The following is a 24,613-nucleotide window of genomic DNA, read 5'->3' as shown; positions in this document are numbered from 1 at the left end:
AGTAATAATACCCCCGTACCTTACCCTTCTATCAAATTATATAGTGTAAATTATAATAGAGACTTGGTTCATAAAACAATGTATTTTTGTGTTAAGAAATGGTTAAGCGGCCGGACTTAAAGCCTGCCGCCTGCTAATAAATATATTATTTGGCATTGTTGTCAATAAGAGACAATATGCCGGCACCTATTGGGCACAATTCAGCTTCCTTGCGCAAGTTCGATCATGACATCGGAGAGTTCGTAAGCAATATCCTCGATATCCTGTCCTCCCAGCCCCAATAGTTCAATAGCATTTTTAGAAATGGGGTAAAGCATACCATCAAGGCCTCCCCCCAGTCCCATAGATGTGCAGAGGGCCTCAGATACGTGTACACATGCGGTCAGCAGTGGATTCTTTTCCGCTCCTGCGGGATTGTGATGAAAAGCAATAGCCTCTACTATTTCTGCCGGCAGCTGCCATTTACGCGCAACTCGAGAGCCGATGACCGCATGGTTAAACCCTAGCACACGATTCTCCGCCTCCAGAAAAGATATCTGCTCAGTGGTGGCCACTGCCACCACCTCATGATAAGTTTGCTTCATGAAATTGTTTAAAATAACCTTACCGATGTCATGCAAAAGGCCTGCTGTATAAGCCACCTCAATCGCCTTGAATCTGCACCGCTTGGCTATGTGGCGTGAGGCCATAGCCGTACCGAAAGAGTGTTTCCACATCTCGCCCACACCCAGGGCATAACCGGAAAGCTCACGATTGAGTATATCATTTATGGAAGCAGCCAGAACCACGCTGCGAATAGTAGAAAACCCCAGCAAGACAGTAGCTTCGGCAGCAGTAGCCACCTTGCGGGGATAGCCATAATAGGCGCTGTTGGCCATGCGCAAAACCCGGGCGGTCAAGGCCTGGTCGTGGCTGATAACATTGCCGATATCCTGAGCAGTTGCCCGAGGGTCTTGGGTCAAATCCATTATTTTCAAGACCACCTGAGGCAGAGCGGGCAAGTCATTTACTGCGGCAATAATATCTTCTATGCTGAATTGGGCCATCATTCACCCTCCATGGGTTATTTCCAGTTGTCCATCTTCTTCTCCAGAATGGAACGGTAGGCCTGCAGGCTCTCATTCATTTTGGCGAAGAGCCTTTCCATTTCTATACCGCTCATGCTGATCTGCGCCGGTTCTAAAACCTCTATGGTGCGGAACTCATCTTTCATAATAAACTTGACCGCATCTTCTAGAGTATCCACTGAAAAGGTTATAGTCACTGGCGCGCAGATAGAGAGGCGGTTGGTGTATTCGTCAAAAATGGAATAAATCTCTTTGCTCATATCGATTTCTTCTATGTTGATCCCTTGAATGGGCACATTCCTGATCATGGCGATTTTCTGCTGTCTCAATTCCTCAGCCTGCTCATCGCCACCCTTGGCGGCAAACAACCGTCGACTGGTCTTTCCCTCGGCTACATAGTCGAAACGAACTCGCATGCGGATCAATTTCCGCCCCCCCGTCATTCAATATTTTTGGAACATGATTTCTCCCAGAAATAGTCCCAGAGCAGCAGCCAGGCCTTCCCCATAATTGATTCCCAGGTTTAGAGCAGCTTTTTGGCCGAGCCTATCAAGAATCAATTCATGGCCCCTTTGGTCGGATAAGCTAGGAGCGATGAGGCAGGATGCCACCCGCTGATCTATGAGGGTGGCTAATAAGGCTGCCACTGCGGTCACATAACCATCCAGCATGACCATCTTACCATAGATGCCGCACTGCACCATGAAACCAGATAATGCGGCAATCTCTAACCCACCGCATCGAGCCAAAATGTCAACTACATCAGCGGGGTCCGGGAACCGGTGTTCAAAGGCCCTATTGATTATTTCGGTTTTTTGGGCAATTACTTTATGGTTACTTGAGCCACGGCCCACCAATTGCGCCGGACTGAGTCCCGTAACCGCTGTGGCAATTGCCGCTGCACACAAAGTATTGGCGACACCCAGCTCTCCAACACCAATTATATCAAAATTATCGCCAATCTTTTCCTGATAAATCTGACCACCACATTTTAGAGCCCGGATCGCTTCCTCCCGGCTCAACCCATCCTGAGCTATGAAATGCCGACTGCCAGGGATTATCTTACATTCGATCAGGTCAGCAGTGGCTTCGATTTCATCGTATACCCCCACATCTACAACCAACTCTGGGCGCTGCAGACGTTTCAACAGCTGGCTCACCGGAGATCTCCCCTGAAGATGCTGCTCTACCAAGACCCCAGTCTTTAAGGGGGCATAGTGGCTGATGGCTTCTGTGCTGATGCCGTGATCCGCCGCGAAAAGCACTACACCATAGCGGTAGGATCCCAAGCGGCAGATGCGCTCCCTGATGATGTTGAGGCGGCCCCAGGCATTATCAGGTTCCAATACATACAATTGCAGAGCCTTCTTTCGATTAGTGCCGACTCAAAGTGCTTGACTATGAACCTCTGGCTAAAAAGATGAGTCGCTCGATCTCTGTGGTCGACAAGTGACGGTACTTTCCGGGTGCCACACCGTGCAGGGTCAGGAACCCGAATGCGGTCCGCTTTAAAGCCAGAACAGGATGGCCAATGGCTTTTAACATCCGTTTGACTTGGCGTTTGCGGCCTTCGTACAATACAATTTCCACCAATGCCCGATCAGGATGGACTTGGAGTAGTTCCGCTTGTGCCGGAGCGGTGATGCCATCCTCAAGCTGTATCCCCTGGCAGAGAAGCTTCAATTCTTTATTGCCTATACGCCCCTTCACCCAGGCCTGGTAGGTCTTGGGTATGTGATATCGGGGATGGATCATAAGGTTCATAAAATCGCCGTCATTGCTCATAATAAGCAAGCCCTCGGTGTCCAGGTCAAGTCTGCCTACCGGGTAGAGGCGCACTTTGATATCCCTGACCAGATCCACTACAGTCGGCCTTCCATGCGGATCTCCCACACTGCTGAGATAGCCGCCGGGCTTGTTGAGCAGTAAATAAACCTTAGTCATAGGTCTGATCGCTTTGCCGTTCACGCTGATCTGATCATGTTGTGGGTCAACATTAAAACCAACCTCTAAGACGGTGACGTCATTAACCGCAACGACACCGTCCGCAATAAGCTGTTCAGCTCGGCGCCTTGAGGCCAGACCGCTGTCCGCAATATATTTAGCCAGTCTCATAGTCACTTCTCCTGGATTGAAGCCTACAGCCAAACCGGCTTCATACGTCCCTGTAAATTTCCTTTGGCAAGGTCGACTGGTGAGGTTAAGAAGCCGTTTTTTCTGGAGTATCAAAGCATTCTAAATTCGATGATCACCGTAGCAGCCTGCTAATTATTATAACCCGGCTATGGTAAATATAAAATTGTGTTTGTATTCCCCAGCCACGGGAATAACCACGGGCAAAGAAAGTCACTTTCGTCGATACGCTTTCTACGCACAGATTTCTCCCTACCCAGGCATTCAGACTACCGGGCACCTACGCGTTTATCCCCACATCCCCTCCAGACTTTCACCACCTAGATAATGCCTGATTGGCTGGGCACGCCACACCTAAAAAGAACCCCTCTTTGCAGAGGGGTTCTTCAGAACTAAAGGCTGTCTGTTTATTTGCTCAGTGACTGCCAGACTACTTCAGCCACATCAAATACCTTGGTCTGCTCTTCGGCTTCAGCACCTTTAACACCGTCTGAAATCATGGTCAAACAGAACGGGCAATTGGTGATGATCATTTCCGGATTGGGTTCTAAGAGCTGATCTGTTCTGGTATCATTGATGCGTTTGTAACCTTCGACGGCATGTTCTTCCAGCCACATCCGGCCGCCGCCGGCACCACAGCAGAAGCCGAACTGTTTGCCTTGTTCGATTTCCGTGATAGCCACTCCAGCGGACTGCAAGGCCTGCCTGGGCTGATCATAGATATTATTGTGTCTGCCCAGGAAGCAAGAATCGTGATAGGTGGCCTTGGCACCGAGTTTGCCCGGTTTGATCTTGCCCTGAGCGATCAGCTGGGCGATGATTTCTGTATAGTGGTAGACCTCAAAGTTGCCGCCCATCTGCGGGTATTCGTTCTTCAAGGCATTGTAACCGTGCGGACATACCACGATAATCTTCTTCACACCGTAATTGTTGAAGGACTCAAGGTTCTGCTGAACCAGGGTCTGGTACAGGTATTCGTTGCCCAGTCTTCTGGCCGAGTCACCGCAGCAGAACTCCTCGGTGCCCAGGTAACCGAAGCTCACTCCGGCCTCATTAAGCACTCTGACCAGGGCTTCCCCTACCCTCTTATAACGGTCGTCAAAGGATACCGCGCAGCCGGCATAGAGCAGATATTCAAACTCACCGCCGTCTTCAGGCAGGAGGTTGACCATCTCACGAACGCCTCTTTCGGTGAGCCACTGAGCGCGGTTGGCCCAGCCAACGCCCCAGGGGTTGTAATTGCGTTCCATGTTGGTGAAAGCCATCTGCGCTTCACCGGGCATATCTCCCTGCCACATTACCAGATTGCGTCTCATTTCCGCGATCTTGGGAATGTGCTCGATGAACATCGGGCAGTGTTCCATACAAGCGCGGCAGTTGGTGCAATCCCAGATTACGTCGGTAGTAACTACATCGTAGAGCAGGCTCTGTTCCATGGGATTCACAGCCTCAGCGGCCGCTTCATCAGTCATGGCCACCGCAGCGTCCTCTTCCGCGGGGTGATCCTGGGCAGCGATCAGATAAGGCACCTTGGCATCCCAGTGTTGTTTCATGTTTTGAATCAGGGTAATCTTGGGATTAAGGTGCTTGCCGGTATTGTAAGCCGGGCAGTTTTCTTGGCAGCGCCCGCAGCGGATGCAGGCATCCAGGTCGACAATGTCTTTCCATCCAAACTCCTCGATGTTTTCTACTCCAAAGGTTTCAGCCTCTTCAATGTTTTCCACATGACGAAGAGCCGAGGGGCCCAGGTCGCGGAAAGCATAGTTGATCATGCTGGTGATAATGTGCCACAGTTTGGTAAATGGAACTATAGCAATAAAGAGGAAAGCAATCGCCATATGGAACCACCACATGATGCGGTGCCATACCAGGACTGATTCTAATGACATTCCCATGAACAGATAAGCAAAATACCAGCCAAAGGCTGATGCCATTTGCTCGTATTGGATCTGTTGCATAGTAGTAGCCAATTTAATCTGAGCTGCTATTCTCAGGCCCTCAATAAAGAACCCGGTGAGCAGAATGGTGAAAATCAAAAAGATTATCCAACCATCGGACTTTTTAGTGTCGTTTAAGCGGTCTGGTTTTTGAACATAACGAATGAAAGCCAGAGCTATTATGCCTATCAGGGCCAAAAAGCCCAATAGGTCAACAACAAAAGAGAAGGCAATATATGTTGTGCCTTCTATGGGAGGCCAATGTATCCAAAAATGAGCTGCGTCAACGCCCGCCGCCAATGCCAGGACCAAAAAGCCCCAGAACAGGAAGGCGTGCATCCAGCCGGCAAAAGGTTTTCTGATTACACGAGCCTGTGCAAAGGAGAAAGTAAGCCATGACAAGAGCCGTTGCCAACCATTGTCGACCCTGTGGATCTCGCCCTTCGCAAGCCACCATACCTTGGCCTTTTCATAAAAACCTAAACAAAATATACCGATGGGGATGAACATAAAAATGTAGATAAGCCATTCATAAGGTACGTTAGCCCCGACCACCCTCATGGGAACTTCATAACCACCCTCTAGTGGTACAAATCCAAAAATCATTTACAAAATTCCCTCCTTAAATGAAGCGGGATTGACTGGATATACCCGGAGGTATATCCAGTTTATCCCCTTTCCCGGAATCCGGGTTATTTCTTTAGCTCACTGCATACAACCGGAATGACTTTGAACAGGTCGCCCACTACTCCGAAATCAGATACGTTGAAAATCGGAGCTTCAGTGTCAGTATTGATGCAAGCGATGAACTTGGAGGAAGACATACCAGCCAGATGCTGGATAGCGCCCGATATACCACAGGCGATGTACAGGTTGGGATTGACCACCTTGCCGGTCTGTCCAACCTGCAGTTCATGGCCCAGCCATCCAGAGTCGATCGATGCACGGCTGCCGCCCAGTGCGGCACCCAGCATGTCAGCCAGTTGCTCTACCAGCTTAATGCCCTCGGGGCCTTTGCAGCCACGGCCGCCGGATACAACCACATCAGCCTCAGTCAGTTCCGGTCTGGCTGAAACGGTGGGGATGAAGTCTTTTACTACCTGGTAGACATCAGCAGCACTGGCAGCGATAGCGGGTTTAACCACCGCACCTGCTCCAGCTGATTCAGCCAATTCCATAACCCCTGCACGGATAGTTGCCAATACTGGAACGGTGGCAACTTCCACCTCAGCCAGAGCTTTACCGGCATAGATAGATCTGGTGAATACGCCTTTGCCTGCGCTCACATTAGCCTTGATTACGTCAGTGGCCAGCCCTGCTTCCAATTTCTGTGCCAACCGGGATGCGAAGTCTCTGCCGTTGAAGGTATGGGCAAAAATTATCGCATTGGGCTGATATTCATTGATCATGGCGGCCAACTGTGCTACATAAGCACCGGTATTATAATTGGCAAAGATATCGCCTTCCACCACATATACTTTATCAGCGCCGAATTTGGCAAACTCGGGAGCCAATGCTTCGACACCCTGGCCGAATACGACTGCGCTTACTTCGTCGCCCCATTTCTTGGCTTCGGACAGCATTTCATAAGTAACTTTACGGATATTGCCGCCCTTTTGTTCAACTATAACCCATGTTCCTGCCATCAATTACCCTCCTTTATTAATAAGCCTGGTAGGCACCTATTTTACTTCGACCTTAACAGTGTTCAGCATCCAGTCAGCCAGCTTGGCGCCAACGACTGCGGGTTCGTCTTCGATCTTGATGCCAGCCTGTTTTGAAGGCGGCAAGGCAACGCTGACGATCGCAACCTTGTTAGCGACAGCTGCGGCATCCACAGTGGAAACCGGTTTCTTCTTGGCTGCCATGATGCCCTTCATAGAAGGATAACGAGGCTCATTCCAGCTTACCTGGCTGGAAATAACTGCGGGCAGGCTGACTTCAGTAACCTGAGTTCCGCCATCAGCCTCACTGGTGCAGGTGGCTTTGCCGCCAGCAATCTCGACCGCGGTGATGACGTTGACATGCGGAAAACCAAGGATCTCAGCAATGCGGGTGGGGACCTGAGATGATCCATCGTCGGCGGCTACATGGCCAGCCAATACGATATCGGGTGATTCGCCTTTGATCACCTCTGCCAATGCACATGCTCTGGCATATTCGTCAGCAGCAGTGTCCTGTTTAACCAGGATGCCCCGGTCTGCTCCCATAGCCAGCGCAGTGCGGATAGCGTCCATGGCTTTGTCTGAACCGGCAGATACAACTACGACCTCTTTGGCAATGCCTTTTTCTTTCAGCTGGATGCCGCCTTCTACAGCCACCTCATCATATGGATTGATGATGAGATTGATCCCCGCATCGGAAATCTTGCCATCCTTTAACTCGATCTTCGCCTCTGTGTCAAATGTCTGCTTAACACAAACCAGAACCTTCAAGTTCATTCCTCCTTTTCATCTGATAGTAGTCGGTTGACAAAGAAAAACAGAATTCCACATGTTGAGTAATCAGCCACCACCCCCATGACAACTGCATATATTTATTCTGCTTGCCTACGGCAAATTTACCGCCAGATTGATAATGGAATAATATATAGATAGTCAATATTATAACTTCGATACCAGGCTTACATTTCCTGCTTTTTTGAACTGAATGGCAACTTTTTTATGCTATCAGCTTTCACATTTTCTGGTAGAAAAACGTCGAAATGGAGTTAAAACCTAATTGGCGACCGTTAAAAATCTGCTCCGTTCCCCCAATGAACAATACTCCACCGGGTCTTAAGGCTTTGGCAAAGCGTCCATATAATTCTTGTTTGGTCTCCTCGGTAAAGTAAATTACCACATTGCGGCATAGAATTAAGTCATAGTCGCGCGGAAAGGGGTCTTTTAACAGGTCATGCTGCTTAAACCTGACCAGGCTGCGCAGTTCGTTTGTGATCTTGAATGACCCTTTATTCTCCTCGAAATACTTCCTTTTTATTTGCTCAGGGATACCTTGCAGCTGGCCTGGCTGGTATACTCCCTTGGCCGCCATCTCCAAAACACCGGCGTCCAGGTCAGTAGCCAGAATCGGCTCGCGCAGTTCAATACGTTTTTCGCAGGCCGTTATGGCTAGTGAATAGGCTTCTTCGCCGGACGAGCACCCTGCACTCCATATTTTAAGCCTATATTGCGGCTTAATCAAAAGGGGGATAATGGTATCCTCCAAGACCCTCCAATGGGGAGGGTTGCGGAAGAATTCGGACACATTTATGGTAAGGTGTTCCATAAACCGCTTATACATAGACTGATCAGATTGCAGCCGTTGTATAAGTTCATGATAATCAGCCAGGCTATGGTTGCGCATGAAGCTGTTAATGCGACGTTCCATCTGGGGACGTTTATAAGCGTTGAGGTTGATGCTGCTGATGGCCTCAAAGCGCCTTATAAACCATGCCCAATCATTGCGGTAAATATTTCTCAAGGCAATGATTCCAAGGCTCTGCGAGTGGCTTCAATGGTGGCTTCGATATCCTCCTCCCGGTGGGCCATACTCACAAAACTGACCTCAAATTGAGCCGGCGGATAGTATACTCCCATCTGCAGCATAGCCCGGAAATAGGCCGCATAGCGCTCGGTATCACATCTCATCACGGCTTCATAGCCATCGACCTGGCCAGAGGTAAAAAAGACTGAAAACATGGAACCCAGACGGTTTATCACCACCCGTTCCCCAGCCTCTGAGAACACACTGCCCAACCCCTCGGTCAGGTGTTTGCAGCGCTGTTCCAGCTGAGCATAGATGTTACTGTCTTGGAGTATTTTTAGTGTGGCCACCCCCGCTGCCATGGCCAACGGATTACCTGACAAGGTCCCTGCCTGATAGACCGGTCCTTGCGGAGCGATCAGATCCATTATGTCCCGGCGCCCCCCATAGGCGCCCACCGGCAAGCCTCCGCCGATAATTTTTCCCAGGGTGGTCAAATCAGGCTGTATGCCGATAAGAGTTTGGTAGCCGCCATAGGCAACCCTGAATCCAGTAATTACCTCATCAAAAATCAACAGACTGCCAAACTGATTGGTGATATCACGTAGTGCTGCTAAAAAGCCCAATTCAGGGAGAACCAAACCCATATTGCCAGCCACCGGCTCCACTATCACCGCTGCAATTTCCTGTCCATACTGCTCAAACAAAGCCTGTACCGACGAGATATCATTATATCGAGCCACCAGGGTATATGCAGCTAATTGCGCGGGGATACCCGGGCTGGTAGGTATTCCCGAAGTCAACAGGCCGGAACCGGCCTTAATCAAGAAGGCATCGGCATGACCATGGTAGCAGCCTTCGAACTTCACTATACGGCTGCGGCCGGTATAAGCCCTGGCCAGGCGCAGTGCGCTCATAGTGGCTTCAGTCCCCGAGTTGACCATACGCACCTTGTCTATGGAGGGAAAAGCTGCACAAATCATAGCTGCCATCTCCACTTCCTGCTGACAGGGAGCGCCGTAGCTAGTGCCCTTGCTGGCCGCTTGAACAATGGCTTCCACCACCTCGGGATGGGAATGCCCTAATATCAACGGTCCCCATGAACACACATAGTCTATGTAACTATTGCCATCCACATCCACGACTCGGCATCCACTGCTTCTATCGATAAAAAGCGGATCTGTGCCCACGGACTTGAAGGCTCTGACCGGACTGTTTACACCGCCGGGAATTACGGTCTGGGCCTGGGAAAAAAGCTTTCTGGAAGCGGCGACCTGCATGATTATACTTCCTCCTTTGAGCTTGGCAGAAGCCAATCCTCTAATTGATAACGCATGCTCACCTTTTTGAATTCCCTGATACTGCGCAATACCTTAAAATCAATTATTTCAATTGCTGCGGCTATGGCATTGAGAACCTGCTGCAACTCCTCTTCATTGCGGGCGTGAATCATGGTGAAGAGCTGATAAGGAAAGTCCTCCGGCACCTTACGCCAGTAACAATGGCTCACCTGAGGATAGGAGGCCATCTGCACACCCGATTCATCTTCGCGTCCCACGGGCACCTGCCAGGCCACCATAGCATTATTGACAAAACCGGCCTGCTGGTGACGCAATACCGCACCGAAGCGGCGCATGATGCCTTGGGCCTTTATTTTGTGGATAACCTCCAGGATGTCAGCTTCGCTGCAGCCCAGTTGTCCTGCCAGGCTGGCGTAGGGGCGATGCACCGCTGGAATATCACCCTGAAGGAAATCGATTACCTTGGTAATAAGCGTACTATCTGCCACTATCATCACTCATTTCAAAACGAGCATCTATTTTGTAAAGCGATACTGCCGGCATACTAACCATGGTTGCCCCGGTCTGTTGCTGCAGCTGCTGCAGCAGACGGTTGACCGCCTCCGCTGAGGGAGCAGTTAGAGTGAACCACAGATTATACTCATGGTCGCGCTGATAATTATGGGTCACCCCGGCCAGGGCGCCGACTGCTGCTGCCACCCTCTCCAAATCCCCGGTCTCCACCCGGCAGGCCACCAGGGTGGAATAATAGCCCATCGCCCTGGCGTCCAGCACAGCCCCGATGCGCCTTATAATCCCCTTTTGTTTAAGAGCCTCAACCCTGGCTATAACCTCATCTTCGGTAATTCCTAGTTGTTCCGCAAGGTCCCGGTAGGGGGTGGCACTTATAGGAAAACTATTTTGCAGACAGTCCAATAATACTCGATCTATTCTGTCCAAATTACTCATGGCATTGCCTTTCGGCCGGCTTATACAGGCACCACTGGTCTTCAGCCATGTAGTTGCCGCGGCTGTAATAGTAAGCCCGGGCTCGACACCCGCCGCAGCTCCGCTGGTATTCACAGCTGCCGCATTTACCCTCATACTCAAGGGTGCGCAGGGTCTTTAACATAGGATGATTTTGCCATATTTCATTAAAAGGGGTCTCTCTAATATTGGCCAAAGGCATATCCAGATAAGCACAGGGCTGCACATCCCCGCGTGGATTAATAATGCAGTAACTGATGCCGGCCAGACAACCCCGTGAAAAACGCAGAGGAATGCCTTTTTTATCTGCCACCCTGATAAACTGCGGGGCACAGGTGGGTTTGATTTCAATAGGGACCGTCTTTTGTTTGTTCATTAATCTGACAATGGTTTTTTCATATGCAGCCACCCGTAAGGCTTCCTGTTCTATGTCCGCGCCGCGTCCGGTGGGAACCAGGAAGAACACGTGATGGGCCATGGCCCCAATGTGGATGGCGAAGTCGGTAATATCCTCTAACTCCTCGGAGTTCCACTCCATTACTGTGGTATGAATCTGATAAGGAATTCCAGCCTCACGAAGATGGCTCAGTCCTTTCAGGGTCATAGCCGATGCACCGGGTAGGCCGCGGAAGGCATCATGCTTGTTTTCATCCAGGCTGTCCAGACTGATACCCGCTGCCATTATACCAGCTGTTTTGAGCTGTCTGGCCGCATCAGCATCTATTAAGGTGCCGTTTGATCCCAACACCGCACGCAGCCCCTGTGAGGAAGCGAAACTGATCAGTTCGTATATATCAGGCCGCATCAAAGGTTCTCCGCCGCTGAATATCATTATTTTGAAACCAGCCTTTTTGATGTCTTTTATCAGCTGGCGGGCTTCATCGGTGTTAAGTTCAGCCTGCATCACGCTACCAGCATCCCGGTAACAGTGTTCGCAATTTTGATTACATTGATTAGTGGTGTTCCAAGAAACCAGCATAATATCGACAGAATAATCTGTCCCTTCACCTCCTAGCGACCTAATAGCCTGGCCGCGTCTTTGGCAAAATAGGTGATAGTCAGGTCGGCTCCGGCTCTTTTGATGGAGGTCAGCACTTCCAATATCACGCGCGCCTCATCTATCCAGCCCTCCTTAGCGGCGGCCTTGATCATGGCATATTCCCCGCTCACATTGTAAGCTGCAGTAGGTAATCCGAATCGTTCTTTGACCACCCGGAGCACATCCAGATAAGGCAAAGCTGGTTTGACCATGACCATATCGGCCCCTTCCTGCACATCCAGGCTTACCTCGCGCAGAGCCTCGCGGACATTGGCCGGATCCATCTGGTGGGTACGGCGGTCTCCGAACTGCGGGGCAGAATCAGCAGCTTCGCGGAAGGGTCCATAGAACCCGGAGGCGTACTTGACAGCGTACGACATTATGGGTGTATCAGAAAACCCCGATTCATCCAAGCGCTGGCGTATATAGCCCACCCTGCCGTCCATCATATCTGAAGGCGCAACTATATCACACCCTGCCCTGACATGGGATAAGGCCTCCATGGCCAGCAATTCCAGGGTGGCATCGTTGTCAACCACGCCATCAGGACGAATAATCCCGCAATGGCCATGGTCGGTGTATTCACACATGCATACATCAGTGATGACCTGCAGCTGGGGGCAGGTGTCTTTGATGGCCTTGATGGCCTGTGGCACCAGGCCGTCATCACTGTAAGCCTCACTGCCACAGGCATCCTTATATTCTGGGATACCGAACAGGAGCACGGCAGGAATACCCAGAGCTTCGATCTCTTTGACCTCCCCCGCCAATTGGTCGACCGAGAACTGAAAAATACCGGGCATGGAGTTTATGGGGTTTCTAACTCCCTGGCCGAAATGAACAAACAGCGGATAGATGAATTCTTTCACCGACAGTCTAGTCTCTGCTACCATATCACGCAGGACCTCATTACTGCGCAGTCTTCTCAAACGTTGGATAGGAAATGCCATCAGAGTTCACCTCACAGATTTAAAACGGCCTCTAGCCGATACTCTTTTCTCCCCGACGTTGAGCCTCATCGAGATAGCAGGCCGGGTCCTCGGCCCACAGATCACCGGAAACTGCTCTGGCACGTATGCGGCAACCACCGCACAGGTGCTTGTAACTGCATTCCCCGCAGGCCCCTTTAAGATGGAGTTGCTTCTCCCTGAGCTGAACCATCAGGGGATCGTCAGAAATCCAAATCTCACTGAAGGGCTTTTCGCGCACATTGCCTACAGTATAATCCTGCCAGAACTGACAGGGATGAACATTGCCGCGCGGATCCACATTGGCAAATTTGGTTCCTGCCGAGCAGCCGCCGTGCATCTCTAAAAGCTGAATTACCTCTTGAGCCCTTTCCGGATCCTCTGCTTTGATTCTGTCCAAGAGGTATATGCCGTCAGCATGGTTGTCAGTAGTGAGTATCTCGGTCTCTATTCCTTTAGCAGCCAGTTCCAGGGTCTTTTGACTGACATAGTCTAGTATAGACCGCTTTTCATCGCTAGTGGTATCCATGCCTGCCATCTCCGCCCCACGTCCTGCATAGACCAGATGATACATGCAAAAACGGGGGATGCCTTCCTGCTCTACCAGATCAAAGATTACAGGCAAGTCCTCTTGATTATATTTATTGACTGTGAAACGTATACCGGTTTTTATACCGTGCTCCAAGCAGGTGCGAATACCTCTCAAAGCCATGTCAAAGGCGCCGGGTATGCTGCGAAAATGATCGTGGGTCTCAGGGCCGCCGTCAATGCTTATCCCTACATATTGGAACCCAGCCTGTTTGATTTTCTCTGCCGCCTGGTCATCTATCAAAGTGCCATTGGTGGATATGACCGGTCTTAATCCCATGTCTGCAGCCATCCTGCCTAAATGGAAGATATCCTGGCGCAACAACGGTTCACCCCCGGAGAATAACAGCACCGGCACTTTCATTTCCGCCAGGTCGCGGATAAAAATCTCAGCTTCCGCAGTTGTAAGCTCGTCCTGGTATTTTCTGTCCTCTGCCTTGATGTAGCAGTGCAGGCATTTAAGGTTGCAGCGGTTGGTCATATTCCATACCACCAGGGGGCGATCAGTAGCGGAGAATTGCAACAGCTGAGGCGGTATGTCGCCTTGCTGCCCCCGGTGTTTAATCGCATCCGAAACGGTTGCCTGACCGCATAACAGTTTAGTGCATCCTATCACTGCACCCTCTCCTCTCTCTTGCTGTCCCGAGCATCTTCGATAAGAGCTTGAACAAGTCCGACAATAGTGTATTCCCCGGCCAGGACATCAACAGTAAAGCCCAGATCACGGGCTGTATCAGCAGTAACCGGGCCGATGCAGGCCACCTTGAGCAGCGGGTCAATAAGGGACACCTTGTCCTCACCTATCATTTTAACGAAATTGGTCACGGTTGATGAACTTGTAAATGTTAGATAATCGAATTCCCCACCAATAATCTGTTCAACTATATTACCCGCCCGGGCTGCTGCCGGTACAGCTTGATAAAGGGTTATCTCATGCATATACACTCCCCAGGCCTTGAAGGTCTCGGGCAGTATATTGCGCGCCCCGGCGGCGCGGGGCAATAACACCCATTGGCCTGGAGTAATGCTTCTGTGCAGCTCTTCCAATATACCTTCAGCCCGATATTCCTCGGGTGTGATCTCCACCTGCAGACCGTATTTCTCCAACCTGGCCCTGGTTGCCGGTCCTATACACACCAGCCGTATCCCTTTCAAATCCCTTATGTCAAGCCCATAGGAAAACATCTCCTCCAGGAATATGTCTACCCCGTTAACACTGGTGAATATCATCCAGTCGTAGTACTCCAGGTTTTTAAAAGCAGTCTGCAAAGCCTCCTGGTCAACTTGCTTTTGTATTTCGATGCTAGGAAATTCAATAGCCTGTGCTCCGACGGCACGGAGCCTGTCGACCAGTTCACTGGCCTGGGCTCGAGCCCGGGTGACGATGATCCGCTTACCCCACAAAGGCTTATTCTCTACCCAGCAGAGGTGTTCGCGAAGCTGCACCACCTCGCCCACTATGGTCACTGCCGGTGGCTTAAAAGCGGCAGCCGTGGCCTTTTGTACTATATCCTGCAGAGTGCCCTCTAAAACCTCTTGCTGCGGCAGTGTGCCCCAGCGTATCAACGCGATCGGGGTGGACGGATCGCGGCCATTGTCGATCAATTCCCGGCAGATGGTAGGGAGGTTGTCGACTCCCATCAAGAATACCAGGGTGCCAATACCGGTGCTGATCTTGTCCCACGCTATCGAGCTGACAGTTTTGTCGGGTTTTTCATGCCCGGTAATGACAGCGAAACTGGAGGTGGCATCGCGGTGAGTTACTGGAATGCCCGCGTAGGCTGGCACCGCGATGGCGGAGGTAATGCCAGGGATAATTTCAAAATCCAGGCCTTGTTGGCGAACATACAAGGCCTCTTCTCCACCTCGGCCATATAAAAAGGGATCTCCGCCTTTGAGCCGGGCTACCTTTTTTCCGGCTGCGGCCTTTTCAACCAGCAATTGATTGATCTCATCCTGGGGCAGAGCATGCTGCCCCGAGATCTTGCCCACATATATCAATTCCGCCTGTGGATTGGCCATAGCTAGAATCTCCGCACCAACCAGGCGGTCATATACTACCACATCAGCCTGTTCCAGCACCTGGCGGGCTCTTATGGTCAACAGGCCCGGATCTCCGGGCCCGGCCCCTATTAAATAGACCAAGCCTTTTTCCATCATTACCCCCCTAAACTGCGTATTTCTTCCAGGGTCTTGTCGGCGCCTCTCAAAAGCAAATCTGCGGCTAGACTCTGCCCCAGTTCTTCAAATTCGTCCAGGCTGCCCTCTATCGTTCCTCGGTACATCGCAGTGCCATCCAGGGAAGCCACCAGGCCTGACAGGTGGAGTTGCCCTGCTTCGACCTCGGCCAGTGCTCCCACCGGAATCTGGCAACCGCCCTCCAGTACGCGCAAAAAGGCCCTTTCCGCCAAAACCCCCCGACGGGTGGGCTCATGGTTAATCAGTCCCACTATCCTGGAGATGTCCTGGTCGCCGCTGCGGATCTCCACCCCCAGAGCGCCCTGCCCCACCGCTGGCATTAGTATCTCCTGGGGCAGCACCTCGGTGATGAGATGTTCATAACCGAGTCTTTTAACACCTGCATAGGCCAGGATAATAGCATCCAGTCCTTCCTGGTGCATCTTCCGAATGCGTGTTTCCACATTGCCTCTTAAATCAATCATGTTAAAATCGGGCCGTTTCGCTTTAAGCTGAGCTATGCGCCGTAAACTGGAGGTGCCCACCCGCGCTCCCCGGGGCAGGCTGGTCAATCCCAAGCCTTGCCGGGAAAGCAGAACGTCCTGGGGATTCTCCCGGCATAACACCGCACCCAGACATAGACCCGATTCGAGAACAGAAGGCAGATCCTTCATGCTGTGAACCGCCAGATCTACCTTATTTTTAAGCAATGCCAATTCAATTTCCTTAGTAAAAAGCCCTTTATCGCCTATGCGGGACAGTGATACATCAAGGATTTTATCCCCCTTGGTCTTGATGACCTGGATATCCACCTCGAGCCCGGGAACCTTCTCACGCAGCCGGTCGGCAACGTGATGAGCCTGCCACATGGCCAGCTTGCTACCCCTGGTTCCCAATCTTAACTTGCTCATTGGCCTGTTCCTCCATATTCACCTGCAGCTTGAACAGCTTTTTGGTGATTTCGGCGCATTGATGGCCCTCATCCTTGACCGCCATTTCTTTTAGGCTCACAATGGGGTCATGCAGCAGGTGACTGATGATGTTTTGGGCCATAGATACGATTACTTTCCGGTCATGTTCAGAAACCTTGCCGAGCCGGTTAAAGGCTTTTCTCAACTCCTGTTCTTTAACAGCTTCGGCCTTTTGTTTGAGCGAGGTTATAACCGGAACCACATATAAACCAGCCAGCCATTCATGGAATTTGTCCAACTCCAGGGCAATTATTTGCTCCGCCTGGTGGGCTGCCCGCTGGCGCTGCAAATGGTTTTCATCCACCACGCTGTGCAGGTCGTCAATGTCAAATATGTGCACCCCAGGGATATTGCCCAGAAGGGGATCAACATCTCGGGGCACGGCGATATCGATTATGATGATCTCCCGGCCCTGACGAGTAGAGAGCTGCTCTCCGCAGTTATCCGTCCTGATCACATAATGGTTGGCGGCAGTACAGCTTATCACGATGTCCGCCTCCAGCATTTCCTCTGGCAGCTGATCGAACCTCACCGCACGCCCGCCAAGGCTCTCTGCCATCATCTGGGCGCGGTCATAAGAGCGATTGGATACAATTACCGATTTGACGCCATTCAGCATCAGATAGCGGGTAGCCAATTCGCTCATTTCCCCGGCACCGACTACCAATACGGTTTTGTCCTCCAGTGTATCGAAATGCTGACGGGCCAATTCAACTGCAGCATAACTGACCGACACCGGATGCTGGTCTATACCGGTTTCCGTGCGGATCTTTTTACCCACGAAAATGGCCTTTTGGAACAAGGCATTCAAAACACCGTCAGAAGCGGCTTGATCCATGGCGGTCTGGTATGCGTCTTTAACCTGGGCTAATATCTGTGCTTCCCCCAGTATCATCGAGTCCAGGCCGGACGATACCCTGAAAAGGTGGGAAATAGCATCATAACAGGTAGGCTGGTACAAATAACCCTTGAGTTCGCTATGGGAAAAACCCGAAAATTCTTCCAGGAAGCGGTTGAGCACAATAATTCCCTTGGCAATATCCCGGGTGGTGGCATAGACCTCGGTTCGGTTACAGGTCGCCAAGATAACAGCACCTTCAATGTCTGCACTGTGCCGCAGATATTGATAAGCCTTTTCCATCACTGGGGCGGAAAAAGCCAGTTTTTCACGCACTTCTACCGGCGCAGTGCGATGGTTCAAACCTGCCAAAAGGACATACATTGCCTAATCTTCTCCTTCGCTTTGTCTTTCTCCCCCACTAGAATCAGGTTTAGTATATCCGAGTTAACGATTGATTCAATTATCTTCTTTCTAATGCTGATATCCGGCACCTGGCTTTGAAGATAGATCTTGACCTCACCCAACAGATCGACCCATTCGCCATGGGCTGGGGTGATAATGGCCTCCAATTCCCGGCGCAATTGCGCTGCATAGGCTGGGCTCTTGCCTTCGGTGGATACCGCTACCTGCAGTGAGCCGCGCTGCAGCACTGATGGTACCAGAAAGTCACATTCGGCAGGATTATCCACCACATTGGCCGGAACACTCATGCGTTGGCATAACTGGCTGATCTCCCCATTGACCCGGCGGTTGTCCGTGGCTATGAAAACCAGCCAAACACCTTCCAGGTCTTCTGCTTCAAAATCGCGCAATGAGACTTGCACCAACTCTTCTTGCTGCCATTGTTCGATGCGCAGAGTAACAGCATTGCTAACCACCTTGACCCTGGCGCCATATTCTATCAATGACGCTATCTTGCGTTCTGCCACCCGGCCGCCACCTACCACCAGGCAGGTTTTGTCTTGTAGATTCAGGCAAATGGGAAACAGGTGATGCATATATACTCCAAACTTCATGGGCAAAAGCAGTACTTTACTACTTGTCCCAACTACTTGCCGGATTTATCTTCACTTTCCTCGTCGGGTTCTTCTTCACGGGATTTCTTAAAGTTCTGCAGGGCTTTGCCCAGGGATTGTCCTACTTGCGGTAGTTTTCCCGGTCCTACGATTATCAATAATATGACCAGAATCAGGATCAGTTCCCAAGGGCCAACATTAAATGGCAGAAATGCAAACAAAATATTTCTCTCCTTTGCTCAAATTGAGCCGCACAGCGATGCTACCAGTTGTCCCCCCATATATAGTGCTATTATGACAAATGGGTCCTTTTTTGTAAAGGGAACGGCTCCTTATCGCTGCGGCTGTTAATGTGTTACGCCCTTACCACGGCTACCTTTCAGCTTCCTGCTTATCATCTCCCTCTGTTTGGGATAGACGGGTTTTTCCTTTGCTGGCCCATCTGGACACCCAAATGCTGACTTCATAGAGCAAATATACCGGGATAGCCATCATCAGTTGGGATATTGGGTCTGGGCCAGGAGTCAGAGCGGCAGCCACCACAACGATGGCCAATAATGCGTACTTACGGTTTTTCTTCATCCACTCCGGCTTGATCACCCCGATCTTGGTGAGGAAAAACACCGCCACCGGCAGTTCAAAAACCAGTCCAAAGGGAATGGTGAAGGCTGTAACAAAGGAAACATATTGATCCACTTTGAAAAGCGTTTCCAGATTTTCCCCTGCAATAAAGATGAAGAAATTCAGAACCAAAGGCAGAATTCCAAAATAAGAAAAAAGGACTCCGGCAGCAAAGAGCAACACCGTGACTGGCAACAGTACATACACATAACGCCTTTCGTGCGGATACAAGCCAGGCTTGATAAAGCGCCATAAAGCCCACACCACTACCGGAAAGGCCATAACAAACCCCGCATACAAAGCCAGCTTTATCTTGACGAAGAAGGCTTCAGTCACTCCGGTAACTATCAAGGTCTGCTGCAGAGAGCTCAAGGGCGAGACGATCGCCGCCAGTATCTCTTCATTGTAATAGAAGGCAACACAGGCACCGATAACAATAGCAACCACGCTTATCAGGACCGCGGTCCGCAATTCTTCCAGATGGGCGATGAAGGTCTGCTTTTCTTCCTTGGTCATGTCACCAAAATTGAAAAAGGCCACTGGTTAAGCACCTCATATTTAATAGTCTCGGTTGGAGATAAAATCAGCCATCATCCCCAGATTCTCAGTGATTGGGGTCTTGGGTAAATAGCGCAGTTGACGTTTGGCTTTTTCGGTGTAATATTGGGCCGCATAGTAAGCATAATCAATCCCCCCGGCATCAATTACCAGATCTACAATATGATCGGTCTGTTCGATACAGCACTGCGCAGATGACAGCCAGCGCTGCAAATCCTGCCGGTGGGGGCTGAAACGCAAAGCATAAATTGTCGGCAGAGTTATTATACCCTGCCTGATATCACTTCCAGTCGGCTTTCCCAGGATCTCTTCGGTGGCCACAAAATCCAGTATGTCGTCAGTCACCTGAAAAGCCATCCCCAGATAATAACCATACTTCTGCAGAGCAGAAATTTCGGCAATACCAGCCGGGGTTAGCAAGGCTCCCAGCTGGCAACTCACCGAGATCAACAAAGCCGTCTTACGTTCGATGCGGCGGAGATAGTTTTTCATACCTACTTCAGTGTTGTAGGCGCTCAACATCTGTATGATCTCGCCCTCACAGATTTTCATACTGGTATCAGCCAGTATGTTTACCATATCCTGCCGCTGATACCCTGCTACCAGGGACAGCGAATTTGCGAATACCAGGTTACCAGCGTAGATAGACAGGCGGTTGCCCCACAACTTCTTAACAGTATCAGTGCCACGGCGGATTTGCGAATTATCAATTACATCGTCATGCACCAGGGTAGCCATATGGGTCAATTCCAGGGCTATGGCCAGGGGGATAATTTCATCCAAGTCATCTATAAAAACCCGCGCTGCCAGGAGGGCAAACGCCGGTCGCAGCCTCTTGCCACCGGCTTTAATAAGGTGGGTCGAGGCCGCATGCAATACGCCCAAATCAGTGTTTATATTGGTCTCCAGGCTGCTTTCAACCCTTTGCAGTTCATCTGCAACCGGGGCAAAGAAATCATTGGGTCCCATGTGTTCCCCCACATAGTCAATTAAACTCATTATAATGCTTCATTCGACGTATTCCAACCAAATCGTACCCAGATTCGGTACGGTTCATCAATCACCCTCATAGCGGATAAACATCTTATTGGGTACCTTTAACATATCCAGGATTTTACCTACCATAAAGTCGACCAGGTCCTGTACCCTTTGGGGATGATGATAGAAAGCTGGCATGGCCGGCACGATACGGCCTCCGGCTTCTGCTAAGAGCAGCATGTTTCTGATATGGATAATGCTCAAAGGCGTTTCCCGGGGCACTACTATCAGAGGTCGATTTTCTTTAAGCATTACATCGGCAGCCCGTTCGATCAGGCTATTGGAGCTGCCCTGGGCCAGAGCGGAGAGAGTAGCCATGGTGCAGGGCAAGATGATCATGGCCTCGGTCAGGTAAGAACCGCTGGCTATGGGAGCGGCAATATTTTGGTTGTCATGGCGTATCAGCTGTGGGTAGCGGTCTTGCAGCGAGTTCAGAGCCTGTGCTGCATTCTCTCCCTGCTGCCAACCCTGTTCCTGATTGAGAACCAGCTCGGCTGCCTGACTGACGATAACATGTACCTCAAAACCAGCCAGCAGTAGTTCCCTGATAAGTGTAATTCCATAAATAATCCCACTGGCACCGGTCAACCCAACGGTGTACCTCTTCATCCAGCATCCCCCAGTTGCCTAATTAGTAAAGTCAAGCATACCCATCGTACCAGGATTTAACCTAATATATCTGCCAGGGTGGTTATGAAGATCAACAGACCTACGTAGTGGTTGATTTTAAAAGAAGCAAAATTCACCCGGCTCATATTTTCCGGGGTTACTATCTTATGCTCATAGAGCAGGATAAGCGCGGCGGCAGTTACCCCGATATAATACCACAACCCCAGGTGGAGAGCCAGGCCGGCTATAATGAGGAATACTACCATCAGTGCATGGAGCGTCTCCGAGAACTTGAATGCAATCCTGGCGCCAAAACGGGCCGGGATGGAATACAACCCCTGTTGGCGGTCAAATTCTATGTCCTGGCAGGCATAAGTTATATCAAATCCCGCCACCCAACAAGCTACCGCCAGGGTCAGAAGAATGGGCTGCCAGTCCAGCCGTCCGGTTACAGCCATCCAGGCCCCCACCGGCCCCATGCCGATGGCCAGCCCCAGAATAAGATGGCACCACCAGGTAAAACGCTTGGTGTAAGAATAACCCCATAGAACTATTACTGCCAGGGGAGCCAGTTTGAAGCAAAGCGGATTGAGATGGTAGGCAGCGATGAAAAGCAGAGCCAGACCAACCACCACAGCTCCCCACACCAGACTGAGCGGGAGTTGCCCCGAGGCCATCACCCAGTGGGCAGTGCGCGGGTTGGCCAGATCCAAATGCCGGTCTATGATACGGTTCAAACACAAAGCTGAGGTGCGGGCACTGATCATGGCCAGAGTGATCCAGCCCAATTGTGCCAGGCTGGGTAGACCAGCAACAGCCAGAAACGCTCCTAAGTAGGCAAACGGCAAGCCGAACAGGGTATGCCCAAAATCAATCATTTTCAGGAACCGTGTCAGATTGTTCAAGGCTAAAATGCTCCTTCTTCCGGCAAGGCCCCTGGGGGTTATGCGAATCCCCGGGCCTTTAGTTGGCAAGACAAAAGGCCTGCAGGCCGCAGGCCGTATTGACAACATATTTATGTTTAAATCGCTGCCCGAGCCAAACCGCTAGCGAGATTGTTGCGTATGATCATTTCCAGGGCGGTACCGCTCAAGGGGCTCCCCCCCTGGTTAATTAAGGGAAACAATTCCTGACTCTTTTGGCAATGTTTCATCGCATTCTCTGTTTCCAAGTTTGACGGGGCATGGCCTTCCAATGCCATACCTACATGGAAGCCGAATTTGGCATACCATATAATGGCATCATTGGAAACACCGCGCAACCGAGCTGCAGTAGTAAAGGCGGCCTGGTAAAGGGAGGCTCTGGTTCTCGCTACAACCTGCTCCGGTGCGGAATTCATTCTGTACTTCATCACCAGGCCCTCATTCATTTGCCCTATTGTATCGGCAAATACCTCCAAAAGATGATCAGCATCCATCTCCACCAGCATTTTTAATATCGACCCGAAAATATAATCCCCAATTAAGATGCTGAACTGCATGTCCTGGTTATAAGCCTGTCCTTCCTCGTCATCCCCCACTGACTCATGAATGACACTGGCTAAATGAGTCATCTTAAACACAGCGGCCATATTAAGGGAATATCCAGGCTGCTGGCCCAGGTAACGATAAATGGCCAATACCGCTGCTGGCAGATGTTCCCAGGTGGGCTCTGCGGCTGCCTGAGCAACATGACTCTGAATCCTCTTCCACCAGGGCGAAAGCCGTACCCGCACCATGCGGTCGACCTCTTTTAAATCCTGTGTTATATCGCGTTCCACCATAAGTCCCCCCACTAACCCTTGGGTTTGATTCTCTTTATCATTATTCTGAAATGTCTATCTATCTCTATTCTAAACCATTTCGAGGATAAAACACCTTCGCAATAATTTCCTGACTGCTTCTACCCCTGACATGTTTTTTCATATGTTATTAATTATATAGAAAATAACCGGCTTTGACAGTCCGAATTTTGCCACTAATAGAATAAGGTCTTACTTGATTCGGTTTCAAGTAAGACCTTTCAGACCATTCGAGCGCTATCGTTTAATTTGCATCGGTCTACTAAAATAGTATCCCTCCTAAATATTTACCACCAGGCGCTCCTTCTTCTGGCTCTGAACCGTTCCCCGCTTCACTTCTGATGCCGTTACATGGGTCGCCCCAAATTTCTCAGCCAGATAATTACAGGCATCCCAGGGGTTAACCGATTCACCGCAGGTAAATACATCTACTGCTGCATATCCCAACTCCGGCCAGGTATGAATTGCCAGGTGCGACTCTGAAATAACAACGACTCCACTGACTCCTTGCGGGCTAAACTTGTGAAAAACAACCTCTCTCACTTCAGCTCCAGCCTCCAAAGCAGCATTTACCATGATATCCTCCACCTGAGCGATATCATTCAATACTTCAAAGTGACAGCCATATACTTCGGCCAGTACATGTCGCCCTAAAGACTGCAATCATGTCGCCTCCCTTCAGTTTTTTTTGTGCTCTCAGACCTCCTTAATTTAATCCCTAAAACGCACATGTAGAATTTTAGCATAATTCTGTGCATTGTCAATAAAAATGATGGGGGTTTTCTGTAAAATATGCCCTGTTGCTCGATGCCACGCTCTGAGCTCGAAATACTATACAATTACTATCATATGCTCTAGATTCTAATATTATTTATATTAATCTAATATATAAACTGCTATTATAAACTGCAATGAAAGTTTTTCCAGCAGCCTCATCTCTGCGTTCAGTCGAGCCCGTTCATTAGATTGTTTATGGCGTGGATAAACTCCTTTTGATTACCCTCACCCAGTAAATCGAATAAGAGGGCATTGAACTCGTATTTGATCTGTACGATCCGAGCGGCTACTTCAGCGCCCTTATTGGTGATGAACACTCTAATGGCGCGGCGGTCCTGCGGGTCCAGACGCCTTTCCACCAATTTGTCTTTTTCCAGTTTATCAACCAAGACGGTCATGGAAGAGCTGTCTATCATTGTTCTGGTGCCGATTTCTTTTAGCGTGATGCCGTTTTCTTCTTGAAGGCAATACAGGATGAAACTCTGGGGAATTGTGACTCCTAACTCATCCAGACGGCTACTTAAGTGTTTTTCAATCTTTTTCATGGTAGCCCGCAGGTTGAAACCGATAAAGGTGTTCAAACCATTCATGAAATTACTCCTCCTCTACAGCCTAGGCTTTTTATATCTCTTTCTGGACCACTTTATACCATATTATAAAAGCATGTAAGTTCATAAAACAAGCAATTCCTCCTCAAAATGGTTGAACTGAGCTTAGACGTTTATTTTCTGATGCATAATGCCTGTGGAAATACCTTGAA

At 50.1% G+C, this 24,613-nt stretch carries 26 protein-coding genes; all 26 read right to left on the bottom strand.

The annotated features are described in order from the left end of the window. Nucleotides 1-200: 200 nt before the first annotated feature. On the bottom strand, nucleotides 201-1,046 hold the full coding sequence (locus tag AC15IQ_RS08660; RefSeq protein WP_483178559.1) for an HDOD domain-containing protein: 846 nt from the start codon (nucleotides 1,044-1,046) through the stop codon (nucleotides 201-203). Between the two features lie 17 nt (nucleotides 1,047-1,063). Then, nucleotides 1,064-1,492, bottom strand: a complete 429-nt coding sequence (locus tag AC15IQ_RS08655; protein ID WP_483178558.1) for a hypothetical protein — start codon at nucleotides 1,490-1,492, stop codon at nucleotides 1,064-1,066. An 18-nt stretch (nucleotides 1,493-1,510) separates the two neighbouring features. Then, on the bottom strand, nucleotides 1,511-2,422 hold the full coding sequence (locus AC15IQ_RS08650) for a nicotinate-nucleotide--dimethylbenzimidazole phosphoribosyltransferase (RefSeq protein ID WP_483178557.1): 912 nt from the start codon (nucleotides 2,420-2,422) through the stop codon (nucleotides 1,511-1,513). 43 nt (nucleotides 2,423-2,465) lie between these two features. Next, the gene (locus AC15IQ_RS08645; RefSeq protein WP_483178556.1) at nucleotides 2,466-3,182 is read right to left on the bottom strand and encodes a pseudouridine synthase; all 717 of its coding nucleotides are present in this window, start codon (nucleotides 3,180-3,182) and stop codon (nucleotides 2,466-2,468) included. A 425-nt stretch (nucleotides 3,183-3,607) separates the two neighbouring features. Further along, entirely contained in the window at nucleotides 3,608-5,743 is a 2,136-nt protein-coding gene (locus tag AC15IQ_RS08640) for a heterodisulfide reductase-related iron-sulfur binding cluster (protein WP_483178555.1), read from the bottom strand. An 86-nt stretch (nucleotides 5,744-5,829) separates the two neighbouring features. Next, nucleotides 5,830-6,783, bottom strand: coding sequence for an electron transfer flavoprotein subunit alpha/FixB family protein (locus AC15IQ_RS08635; protein ID WP_483178554.1), 954 nt, complete (start codon nucleotides 6,781-6,783; stop codon nucleotides 5,830-5,832). A 36-nt stretch (nucleotides 6,784-6,819) separates the two neighbouring features. Continuing rightward, entirely contained in the window at nucleotides 6,820-7,578 is a 759-nt protein-coding gene (locus AC15IQ_RS08630; RefSeq protein ID WP_483178553.1) for an electron transfer flavoprotein subunit beta/FixA family protein, read from the bottom strand. A 235-nt stretch (nucleotides 7,579-7,813) separates the two neighbouring features. Beyond that, on the bottom strand, nucleotides 7,814-8,599 hold the full coding sequence (locus tag AC15IQ_RS08625) for a CheR family methyltransferase (RefSeq protein ID WP_483178552.1): 786 nt from the start codon (nucleotides 8,597-8,599) through the stop codon (nucleotides 7,814-7,816). Further along, entirely contained in the window at nucleotides 8,596-9,882 is a 1,287-nt protein-coding gene (gene hemL, locus AC15IQ_RS08620) for a glutamate-1-semialdehyde 2,1-aminomutase (protein ID WP_483178551.1), read from the bottom strand. Before hemL ends, AC15IQ_RS08625 begins: the two co-directional genes overlap by 4 nt. Nucleotides 9,883-9,884: 2 nt before the next feature. Beyond that, nucleotides 9,885-10,391, bottom strand: coding sequence for a siroheme decarboxylase subunit beta (gene ahbB / locus AC15IQ_RS08615; protein WP_483178550.1), 507 nt, complete (start codon nucleotides 10,389-10,391; stop codon nucleotides 9,885-9,887). After that, nucleotides 10,381-10,851 (bottom strand): siroheme decarboxylase subunit alpha, encoded by a 471-nt coding sequence (ahbA, locus tag AC15IQ_RS08610; RefSeq protein ID WP_483178549.1) that lies wholly within the window; start codon nucleotides 10,849-10,851, stop codon nucleotides 10,381-10,383. The genes ahbB and ahbA overlap by 11 nt, the downstream gene beginning before the upstream one ends. Beyond that, complete coding sequence (gene nirJ2, locus AC15IQ_RS08605) at nucleotides 10,844-11,848, bottom strand: putative heme d1 biosynthesis radical SAM protein NirJ2 (protein WP_483178548.1); 1,005 nt, start codon at nucleotides 11,846-11,848, stop codon at nucleotides 10,844-10,846. The genes ahbA and nirJ2 overlap by 8 nt, the downstream gene beginning before the upstream one ends. Before the next feature lie 32 nt (nucleotides 11,849-11,880). Further along, a complete protein-coding gene (hemB, locus tag AC15IQ_RS08600) occupies nucleotides 11,881-12,858 on the bottom strand; it encodes a porphobilinogen synthase (RefSeq protein WP_483178547.1) in 978 nt (325 codons plus the stop codon). 31 nt (nucleotides 12,859-12,889) lie between these two features. After that, nucleotides 12,890-14,080: a radical SAM protein gene (locus AC15IQ_RS08595; RefSeq protein ID WP_483178546.1), complete on the bottom strand. Its 1,191-nt coding sequence runs from the start codon at nucleotides 14,078-14,080 to the stop codon at nucleotides 12,890-12,892. Then, a complete protein-coding gene (gene cobA, locus AC15IQ_RS08590) occupies nucleotides 14,077-15,621 on the bottom strand; it encodes a uroporphyrinogen-III C-methyltransferase (RefSeq protein WP_483178545.1) in 1,545 nt (514 codons plus the stop codon). Before cobA ends, AC15IQ_RS08595 begins: the two co-directional genes overlap by 4 nt. Before the next feature lie 2 nt (nucleotides 15,622-15,623). After that, nucleotides 15,624-16,553 carry a hydroxymethylbilane synthase gene (gene hemC, locus AC15IQ_RS08585; protein ID WP_483178544.1) on the bottom strand — a complete coding sequence of 310 codons (930 nt, stop codon included), beginning with the start codon at nucleotides 16,551-16,553 and terminating at the stop codon, nucleotides 15,624-15,626. After that, nucleotides 16,522-17,814, bottom strand: a complete 1,293-nt coding sequence (hemA, locus tag AC15IQ_RS08580; protein ID WP_483178543.1) for a glutamyl-tRNA reductase — start codon at nucleotides 17,812-17,814, stop codon at nucleotides 16,522-16,524. The genes hemC and hemA overlap by 32 nt, the downstream gene beginning before the upstream one ends. After that, nucleotides 17,811-18,470 carry a precorrin-2 dehydrogenase/sirohydrochlorin ferrochelatase family protein gene (locus AC15IQ_RS08575; RefSeq protein ID WP_483178542.1) on the bottom strand — a complete coding sequence of 220 codons (660 nt, stop codon included), beginning with the start codon at nucleotides 18,468-18,470 and terminating at the stop codon, nucleotides 17,811-17,813. Before AC15IQ_RS08575 ends, hemA begins: the two co-directional genes overlap by 4 nt. A gap of 32 nt (nucleotides 18,471-18,502) precedes the next feature. Next, the gene (gene tatA / locus AC15IQ_RS08570) at nucleotides 18,503-18,691 is read right to left on the bottom strand and encodes a twin-arginine translocase TatA/TatE family subunit (protein WP_483178541.1); all 189 of its coding nucleotides are present in this window, start codon (nucleotides 18,689-18,691) and stop codon (nucleotides 18,503-18,505) included. A gap of 151 nt (nucleotides 18,692-18,842) precedes the next feature. Then, nucleotides 18,843-19,631 carry a twin-arginine translocase subunit TatC gene (tatC, locus tag AC15IQ_RS08565; protein ID WP_483178540.1) on the bottom strand — a complete coding sequence of 263 codons (789 nt, stop codon included), beginning with the start codon at nucleotides 19,629-19,631 and terminating at the stop codon, nucleotides 18,843-18,845. An 18-nt stretch (nucleotides 19,632-19,649) separates the two neighbouring features. Beyond that, nucleotides 19,650-20,648 carry a polyprenyl synthetase family protein gene (locus AC15IQ_RS08560; protein WP_483178539.1) on the bottom strand — a complete coding sequence of 333 codons (999 nt, stop codon included), beginning with the start codon at nucleotides 20,646-20,648 and terminating at the stop codon, nucleotides 19,650-19,652. Nucleotides 20,649-20,705: 57 nt separating this feature from the next. Beyond that, nucleotides 20,706-21,296 (bottom strand): UbiX family flavin prenyltransferase, encoded by a 591-nt coding sequence (locus tag AC15IQ_RS08555; RefSeq protein ID WP_483178538.1) that lies wholly within the window; start codon nucleotides 21,294-21,296, stop codon nucleotides 20,706-20,708. A 56-nt stretch (nucleotides 21,297-21,352) separates the two neighbouring features. Beyond that, the gene (locus AC15IQ_RS08550) at nucleotides 21,353-22,201 is read right to left on the bottom strand and encodes a UbiA-like polyprenyltransferase (protein ID WP_483178537.1); all 849 of its coding nucleotides are present in this window, start codon (nucleotides 22,199-22,201) and stop codon (nucleotides 21,353-21,355) included. 116 nt (nucleotides 22,202-22,317) lie between these two features. After that, nucleotides 22,318-23,055 (bottom strand): polyprenyl synthetase family protein, encoded by a 738-nt coding sequence (locus AC15IQ_RS08545; protein WP_483178536.1) that lies wholly within the window; start codon nucleotides 23,053-23,055, stop codon nucleotides 22,318-22,320. Nucleotides 23,056-23,355: 300 nt separating this feature from the next. Next, entirely contained in the window at nucleotides 23,356-23,739 is a 384-nt protein-coding gene (gene speD / locus AC15IQ_RS08540) for an adenosylmethionine decarboxylase (RefSeq protein ID WP_483178535.1), read from the bottom strand. Between the two features lie 281 nt (nucleotides 23,740-24,020). Continuing rightward, nucleotides 24,021-24,443: a MarR family winged helix-turn-helix transcriptional regulator gene (locus AC15IQ_RS08535; RefSeq protein ID WP_483178534.1), complete on the bottom strand. Its 423-nt coding sequence runs from the start codon at nucleotides 24,441-24,443 to the stop codon at nucleotides 24,021-24,023. Nucleotides 24,444-24,613 lie beyond the last annotated feature (170 nt).

This window comes from Syntrophomonas sp. DTU019 (assembly GCA_913757435.1).
GTDB lineage: Bacteria > Bacillota > Syntrophomonadia > Syntrophomonadales > Syntrophomonadaceae > DTU019.
Note: the sequence above shows the minus strand (reverse complement) of the source record. Positions and strands in the feature narration are given on the sequence as shown.